This is a genomic window from Pengzhenrongella frigida (genome assembly GCF_004168625.1).
Lineage (GTDB): Bacteria > Actinomycetota > Actinomycetes > Actinomycetales > Cellulomonadaceae > Pengzhenrongella > Pengzhenrongella frigida.
Map to the genome: position 1 here is coordinate 1 of NZ_SDWW01000081.1, position 7,569 is coordinate 7,569.

A 7,569-nucleotide genomic window follows, 5' to 3' on the forward strand; every position below is an offset into this window, starting at 1 on the left:
AGCTCGTACGCCTCATCGAAGAGCGCCAACGCCCCCGCCCCCGCCAGATCCGCCGCCACCACCAGCGCCAACGCCTCGACCTGGACCCGCACCACCGCCAACCGCTCCGCCACCGACAGACCCTCCGGCAGCGAGGGGCCGCGCTCCACCGAGGGGCCATCCGCCACCGACGACCGCTCCGTCACCGACGACCGCTCCGTCACCGAGAATCGTTCCGTCGCCGACAGGCCATCGTGGGCAGGCTGCCGTTCAGGGCCGGGCGACGTCACCGACGGCGCCGGATCACCTTCCGCAACAGCCATGTCAGCACCCCCGCTCGGCTCGACGGATACGATTTCCGTGCTCCAAACACTAGCCATGGCCACTGACATTCCCCGTCCGCCGTCGGGCATTGCCTGTGGATTCCGGGTGACGCCGCCAAATCTGTGGACGGGGGTCCAGAGTCAATAGCCTGTGGTCGGGCGGGAATGCGACCGAGTCGGTCCTCAGGAATCGGATAGCGCGGCAAACAGCACAACGTCGAATGCGTGCAAGACGGCACAGTCGAATGCGCAGTCTCAACGGATCCGACCGCTACGGGCGGGAACCCTGAGGTCCGGCGTCCTGGTCCTGATCCTCGCCCTGGTCCCGGTAGTCGCCCTGGTCCTCGAGGCATCGCTTGACCCGCGCGAGATGAGCCTCGGCGCCACCCACGAACCGGAGCCGGGCCGCCTCCGCGGAGCTGACGTGCTCCTCCAGGTCGACCTGCACGGTCAGCCGCGTACCTGTCGGCGAGGCCTCGAGCCGGAGCGTGGTGCCGGCGGGGTGGGTCGTGGACCGGCCGCGCGTCACCATCGAGCGCTGCGGGTCGAGCGCGACCACCTCCTGGAGCGTGGCCACGAGCGTGCCGTTCGCACGATGACTGATCACGCAGCGGAGCTCTCCGACCTGCCCCGAGGGTGTCCCGGGCACGGTGCACCCGAACGCCTCGGGGTCTTCGGAGTCCAACCGGTCGTTCCCGGCGTCGAGCAGGAAGCCCCAGACCACCTCCGGACCGACGGCGACCTCCACCGTGGCTCGCGCCGCGACGGCCACGAGCGCACTGGCGTCGCGGCAGGCGGGCCGGGGAGCCGGCGGGGGTTCGAGCGGCGGAGTGGTTCCGGCGAGGTGGTGCGAGGCGCGCCGGACCACCCGGCCGGTGCCCGTGATCATCTGCTCCCGAACCGCCTCGCTCTCGGCGGGATGCACCTGCGCGGTGAGCTCGAGGGACAGCCGGCACGTCCGGTCGCTCAGCGGCACGACCGCCAAAGTCCCGGAGAACGCGTGCTCGGTGGACAGCGATCGCGCGACCCGCAGGCGCCCGGGCTCGAGCCGCACCACCTCCTCGACCTGACCGATCAGGGCGCCGTCCGCACGGGTGGTGAAGGCGCACAAGCGCTCCCCGACCTCGCCCCGCGGGCTGCCGGGGACCACGAACTCGAAGCCGTTCGGGTCACCTCCGAGCAGGCGCCCGTTCGCCGGATCTGTCACGAATCTCCACGCGGTGTCCGCCGGGCAGTCGAGATCGAGATGGACCTCCTCGACGACGAGCACCAGCGGCAGCCGAGCGTGCCGGGCGACGGCCGTCTCCTGCTCCTCGAGCTCCCGTGCGCGACGACGGCGCTCCCAGCGTTCTGCCAGCAGGTTGCGGCTCATCCTCACGGCCACGTCTGCAGCGCGGCCCGCGCGAACGTCACGCCGTCGCGGGCCGCCGCAGCGGTGTCGAGCAGGACCGGCCCGTCGAGCCCGGCCCGCTCGATCAGGTCGATCAGGTCCCCGGCGCCCGGTCCATGGGCACGGACGAGGAGGTCGGCCAGCGGCTTCGGCATCGGCGGCCGCGCGAGCAGGGTGTTCACCTGGTCGAGGTCGAACTCGGTGGCCGCGGCGGCGATCCCCGACCGGGGGACGCTGGGGAAGTAGTGCGCCAAACGATGGTCGAGCTCGGCCCGCTCGTCCGGGTCGAGCCGAGCGGGGTCGGCCGCCGCGGCGAGCAGATCCTCGTAGCCCCCCGTTCCGCCGCAGTCCTCGGGCGGGCAGGCGCGCGCCCCGGCGGTGCAGCGGGCCGGGGCGCCGCCGTCGGGCAGGGGCAGCACCTCGTCCAGGCGCACCGTGTGATCCCAGCCGTCCCCAAAGTCGTAGGCGTACAGCAGGGTGTCGCCGACGTCGTGGAGCAGCGCGTCGAGCCGGAGACTGCTGGCGACGGCGAGCTGCCGCCAGATGCGCGGCTCGGCGTCGTCCAGGTCGACGGTGATCCGGTACGTCGCAGGCTCTCCCCGCGGCGTCCGCCGGCGCGACGGAACGGCCTCGCGCGACCCGTCGGGCTCATCGTCACGAGGAGTCATGGGTCCATCTCAGCAGACGGGACCCCGGCCGCGTCGCGTCTCGCCCGGATCAGGCGGCGGCCGCACCCACCCGGGTACCCAGCTCGGCCGAGAGCCGGGCGATCTCCGCCACCGAGTCGCCCATCTGGACCCGGAGGCTCGCCAGCGCGGCCGTCGATGTCGCCCCGGCCATGATCATGGCGGCGATCTTCCCGGACCCGCCGGCCGCCTCGGTCACCGATCGCGACATCTCGTTGGTGGTCGCGGTCTGCTCCTCGACGGCGGACGCGATGGTCAGCTGGAAGTCCTTGATCGAGTCGATGATCGCGGAGATCTCGCTGATCGCCGACATGGCGCCGGCTGTGTCGACCTGGATCGCCTCGACCCGCCGAGTGATCTCCTCGGTCGCCCGCGCGGTCTCCCGCGCGAGCTCCTTGACCTCACCGGCCACGACCGCGAACCCCTTGCCCGCCTCGCCCGCCCGTGCTGCCTCGATCGTCGCGTTCAGTGCCAGGAGGTTGGTCTGCTCCGCGATGGACGAGACGGTCCTGACGACGTCGCCGATCTCCTGGGACGAGACCCCGAGCCGGCCGACCGATTCGTTCGTCGCGGCGGCGGCCTCCGCGGCCTGGTTGGCCACCTTGGCCGCCTCGTTCGCGTTGTGGGAGATCTCGCGGATCGACGCGCCCATCTCCTCCGCGCCGGATGCCACGGTCTGCACGTGGCCGGACACCTCGGTCGCCGCCGCGGCCACGAACCCGGCGTGCTTGCTGGTCTCCTGCGATCCGGCCGAGACCTTGGCGTTGGCCGCAGCGAACCGGGCGGCCTCGGCGGCGATCAGCTGGGCTGCCTCGCGCACCATCGTCATGGAGTCGCGCAGCGCGACGGAGGCGCCATCGATCGCCACGGCGGCCCGGCCCACCTCGTCGTGGCTGTCCAGACCGGTGCTCCGCGTGTGGTCCCCGGTGGCCAGCCCCTGAGCGACGTGCTCGATCCGCGCCAGGGCCGCCCGCTCGCGGCGGGCGAGCGACATCCCCGAACCCACGGTCAGCACGACGCCGGCAACGGCGACCGACGTGCCGAACGCGTCCGGTCCGGCCTGGACGGCGAGGACGACCAGGGCGATCACCGACCAGCCGAGGGCACTGGCCAGCTTCACCGGGAACGACCGGTCCGCCCACCATCCGGCCGAGCGGCGGGCGCCGTCCTGGCCGTCGCGCGACGGCAGTGATGCGTTGATTTCGGACATTGCAGCCATGATTGCTCCCGATAGAGAAGGCCTGCGGATCTGCCGTCTACTTCGGCTGCGGCACGCTGGTTGTGAGAATTCCAGGCTGGCGAGTCCAGAACATTTCCAAAATCCGTCAACGCCTTGCGTCCGGCGCATATTTTCTTTGCGGAAGCCACCCCATTTGTTGACCGGGAAATATCGGCGCACGAGGCCTTCATCAGGGCTGCGTCGATCGCGTGTCACACCCCCTCACTACCCTCGCCTCATGTTCCTTCTCAGCGACGGCGCCCTCGTGTACAGCGCGAGCGACCTCGCCAACGCCGCCAGCTGCGAGTTCGCCCTGCTGCGCTCGCTGGACGCCAAGCTCGGCCGGATCGCGCCGCTCGAGCTCGCGGCGGACGCGATGCTGGCCCGCGCCGCCGCCCTCGGCGACGCGCACGAGCAGCGGGTCTTGCAGGGGTTTCGCGACCGTTTCGGCCCGTGGGACCGGTCGACCGGCACGGGCGTGGTGGAGATCGAGCGCCCCGAATTCGACCTCGGCAAAGACCGCGCGGCCCTCGAGGCCAAGCGGGACGAAACCCTTTCCGCATTGCGCACGGGGGCCGGCGTCGTCTACCAGGCGGGCTTCTTCGATGGTCGGTTCGGGGGTTGGGCCGACTTCCTGATCCGCGAGCCCGGCCGAGAGACGGCAGCCAGCGGCCCGGTGTACGCCGTCTACGACACCAAGCTCGCCCGGCACGCCAAGGTCACCGCGCTGCTGCAGCTCGCCGCGTACGCCGACCAGCTGATCACGAGTGGCCTCACCCCCGCCCCCGAGGTCCACCTCATCCTGGGCGACCGCGCCACCACGAGCCACCGCCTCGCGGATCTTCTCCCGGTCTACCGCGACCGGCGGGCTCGCCTGCAGGGGCTGCTCGACGCCCACCGCTCCGCCGATCAGCCCGTCGTCTGGGCCGACCCCTACCAGCCGCACGTGCGCGCGTGCGGACGATGCGAGGTCTGCGCCCCGGAGATCGCCCGTACCCGCGACCTCCTCCTCGTCGCCGGGATGCGCGGCACCCAGCGCACGCGCCTGCGTGACGCCGGCGTGACCACGATCGATGACCTCGCCGCGAGCACGGTGCCCGTACCGAAGATCGGCGCCGGCACCCTCGACAAGCTGCGCGCACAGGCCGCGCTCCAGGTTCGCCAGGGTGAGCTGGCGCCCGGCGCGGTCGCCCGCGAGATGTTCGCGCCCGACGTGGTGCGGGCCTTGCCCGCCGCCGACCCGGGCGACCTCTTCTTCGACTTCGAGGGCGACCCGCTGTGGGCCGAGGGCTCCTCGACGGACTGGGGCCTGGAGTACCTGTTCGGCGTGGTCGAGCAACCGGCCACCCCCGAGGCCGCGCCGGTCTTCACAACCTTCTGGGCGCACGACCGCGCGGAGGAGAAGAAGGCACTCCTCGACTTCCTCGACTACCTGGCCGCGCGCCGGGCCGTGCACCCTGACCTGCACGTCTACCACTACGCGGCGTACGAGAAGTCGGCGTTGCAGCGCCTGGCCGGGCGGCACGGCGTCGGCGAGGACGCGGTGGCCGACCTCCTGCGCGCGGGCGTCCTCGTCGACCTCTACACGATCGTCCGCGCGAGCGTGCGCGTGGGGCAGGACTCGTACTCGATCAAGAAGCTCGAGCCGCTGTACATGCCGTCGGCCCGCTCGGGCGAGGTGACCAACGCGAGCGCATCGATCGTCGAGTACGCCGAGGCGTGCGCCGTCCGGGATGCCGGGAACCTCGACGGGCCCGACGGGTTCGCTGAACGGCTCGGACGTATCGCCGAGTACAACGAGTACGACTGCGTGTCGACCCTGCGCCTGCGCGACTGGCTGGTCGCGACCGCGGCGGAGCTGCCCGCCACGCCGACCGACGAGGGTCCCGCGGGAACGCTCGACCCCGCGGACGGCGCCGTCGTCGGCCTGGTGCCGCCCGAGCGCGACGAGACCGCCGAGGCCCTGCTCGCACTGGTGGGCGAGGGGCCTGCGACCGCTCGCACGAACGACCAGCAGGCCGTCGCCATGCTCGCCGCCTCGCTCGGCTACCACTGGCGCGAGGAGACCCCGTTCTGGTGGGGCCACTTCGACCGGCTGCGCGCCGATCCGGCGGACTGGACCGAGCCGCGCGGCACCGTCGTCGCCGACCACGTCCAGGTGCTCCAGGACTGGGCCGTGCCGCCCGGCAAGCGCAATGCCCGACGGCGGTTGCGCCTGGTGGGCCGGCTCGAACCGGGCAGTGAGCTGCGCGCGGGCGCGAAGGTCATCGCGCTGTACGACGCCCCGATCCCGGAGTGCGCCAAGGTCGCCGTGGACGCGACCCGCGGATGGCTCACCGGCGCCGAGGTCGTCGAGGTCACCGTGGGCACGGCCGAGTCCCCCGAGCTCAGCGTGCTGATCGTGGACGAGTCGCTGCCGGGCAAGGCCGCGCGGTACGCCGGGCTGCCCATGGGTCTGGGGCCCTGCGCGCCACCGAGCTCCGCGACCGTGCGCGCGGCGATCCGCGCCCTGGCCGACGGCGTCGTCGGCACGCTCGCGGCCTCCCCGGGCGAGCTCACCCTCCCGGAGCAGCCCGCCCTCGATCTGCTGCGCCGCATCCCGCCGCGCACCCGCAGCCGGGGCGCGCTGCCGGCCGTCCAGGACGGTCCGGACGCGTACATCGACGCGATCACCGCGGCGCTGCTCGACCTCGACCACTCCTACCTCGCGGTGCAGGGCCCGCCCGGCACGGGCAAGACGTACGCGGGCTCGCGGGTGATCGCCCGGCTCGTGGCCCGCGGGTGGCGGGTCGGGGTGGTCGCGCAGTCCCACGCGGTGGTCGAGAACATGCTCGCCGCGGTCCGCGCGGCGGGGGTCGCGGCCGAGCAGGTCGGCAAGAAGCCCGCTCAGGCCTCCCCGACCCGGGCGCAGGCGTCACCGGTCGCCGGTGCGGGTGGCACGGCCGCGCCGTGGAAGGTCCTCAAGGACAACGGGGCGTTCGAGGCGTTCTACGCGGCACAGACGGGCGGGTACGTCGTGGGCGGCACGTCCTGGGACTTCACCAACGCGAACCGGCTGCCCCCGGGTGGGTTCGACGTGCTCGTGATCGACGAGGCCGGTCAGTTCGCCCTGGCCAACACGGTCGCGGTCTCGGCCGGCGCGCGGAACCTGCTGCTGCTCGGCGACCCGCAACAGCTGCCTCAGGTCAGCCAGGGCAAGCACCCCGAGCCGGTGGACCGCTCTGCGCTCGGCTGGCTCGCCGATGACCACGAGACCTTGCCCCCCACGCTCGGCTACTTCCTCGCGCAGACCTGGCGCATGCACCCGGCGCTGTGCGCGGCGGTGTCACGACTGTCGTACGAGGGACGCCTGACCGCCATGCCGGTGACCGCGCACCGTTCGCTCGACGGGGTCGAGCCCGGGGTGCGCACCGTCCTCGTCGAGCATGCGGGCAACGCGGTGGCCTCGATCGAGGAGGCTGACGAGGTCGTCCGCCAGGTGCACGACGTCGTGGGGCGGCGGTGGCGCGATCCTGCCCGGCTGGTCGCGGGAGTGGGCGAGGACCGCCCGCTCGAGCCGGCCGACGTCGTCGTCGTGGCGGCCTACAACGCGCAGCGGTGGACCATCCGACGGGCCTTGGACGCCGCGGGGCTCGGCGCGGTGAAGGTGGGCACGGTCGACAAGTTCCAGGGGCAGCAGGCACCGGTCGTGATCGTGTCGACGGCGGCTTCGACGGCCGACGACGTGCCGCGCGGCATGGAGTTCCTGCTCTCCCGCAACCGGATCAACGTGGCGGTCTCGCGCGGGATGTGGTGCGCGATCGTCGTGCGCTCCGCCGCGCTGACCGACTACCTGCCGACCCGGCCCGACGGGCTCGAAGAGCTCGGCGCGTTCATCGGGTTGTGCGAGGACTGAGGTCAGGAGCGGAACTGCCCGACGAGCTGCTGCAGCTCGGCGGCCATCCGGGCCAGCTCGTCCGCGGCCTGCGCCGT

5 protein-coding genes are annotated in these 7,569 nt (G+C 72.6%); 1 reads left to right on the forward strand and 4 read right to left on the reverse strand.

The window, feature by feature from the left end:
- From EUA98_RS19950 to EUA98_RS19025, 4 genes are all read right to left on the reverse strand, one after another.
- On the reverse strand, nt 1–302 hold a 302-nt coding region (locus tag EUA98_RS19950), incomplete at its 3' end, for a hypothetical protein (protein WP_165372917.1).
- Nucleotides 303–573: 271 nt separating this feature from the next.
- Nucleotides 574–1,674 (reverse strand): SRPBCC family protein, encoded by a 1,101-nt coding sequence (locus tag EUA98_RS19015; protein ID WP_130104255.1) that lies wholly within the window; start codon nt 1,672–1,674, stop codon nt 574–576.
- A gap of 2 nt (nt 1,675–1,676) precedes the next feature.
- On the reverse strand, nt 1,677–2,360 hold the full coding sequence (locus EUA98_RS19020) for a plasmid pRiA4b ORF-3 family protein (protein WP_130104256.1): 684 nt from the start codon (nt 2,358–2,360) through the stop codon (nt 1,677–1,679).
- A 49-nt stretch (nt 2,361–2,409) separates the two neighbouring features.
- On the reverse strand, nt 2,410–3,588 hold the full coding sequence (locus tag EUA98_RS19025) for a methyl-accepting chemotaxis protein (RefSeq protein WP_350339521.1): 1,179 nt from the start codon (nt 3,586–3,588) through the stop codon (nt 2,410–2,412).
- A 247-nt stretch (nt 3,589–3,835) separates the two neighbouring features.
- Here EUA98_RS19025 and EUA98_RS19030 point away from each other — a divergent pair, with 247 nt between their 5' ends.
- On the forward strand, nt 3,836–7,492 hold the full coding sequence (locus EUA98_RS19030) for a TM0106 family RecB-like putative nuclease (protein WP_130104258.1): 3,657 nt from the start codon (nt 3,836–3,838) through the stop codon (nt 7,490–7,492).
- Nucleotides 7,493–7,569: the final 77 nt, after the last annotated feature.

Bases quoted from the DNA above. Each gene is read 5' to 3' on its own strand.
- EUA98_RS19015 (WP_130104255.1), bottom strand. From the start codon at position 1,674: ATGAGCCGCAACCTGCTGGCAGAACGCTGGGAGCGCCGTCGTCGCGCA.
- EUA98_RS19020 (WP_130104256.1), bottom strand. From the start codon at position 2,360: ATGACTCCTCGTGACGATGAGCCCGACGGGTCGCGCGAGGCCGTTCCG.
- EUA98_RS19025 (WP_350339521.1), bottom strand. From the start codon at position 3,588: ATGTCCGAAATCAACGCATCACTGCCGTCGCGCGACGGCCAGGACGGC.
- EUA98_RS19030 (WP_130104258.1), top strand. From the start codon at position 3,836: ATGTTCCTTCTCAGCGACGGCGCCCTCGTGTACAGCGCGAGCGACCTC.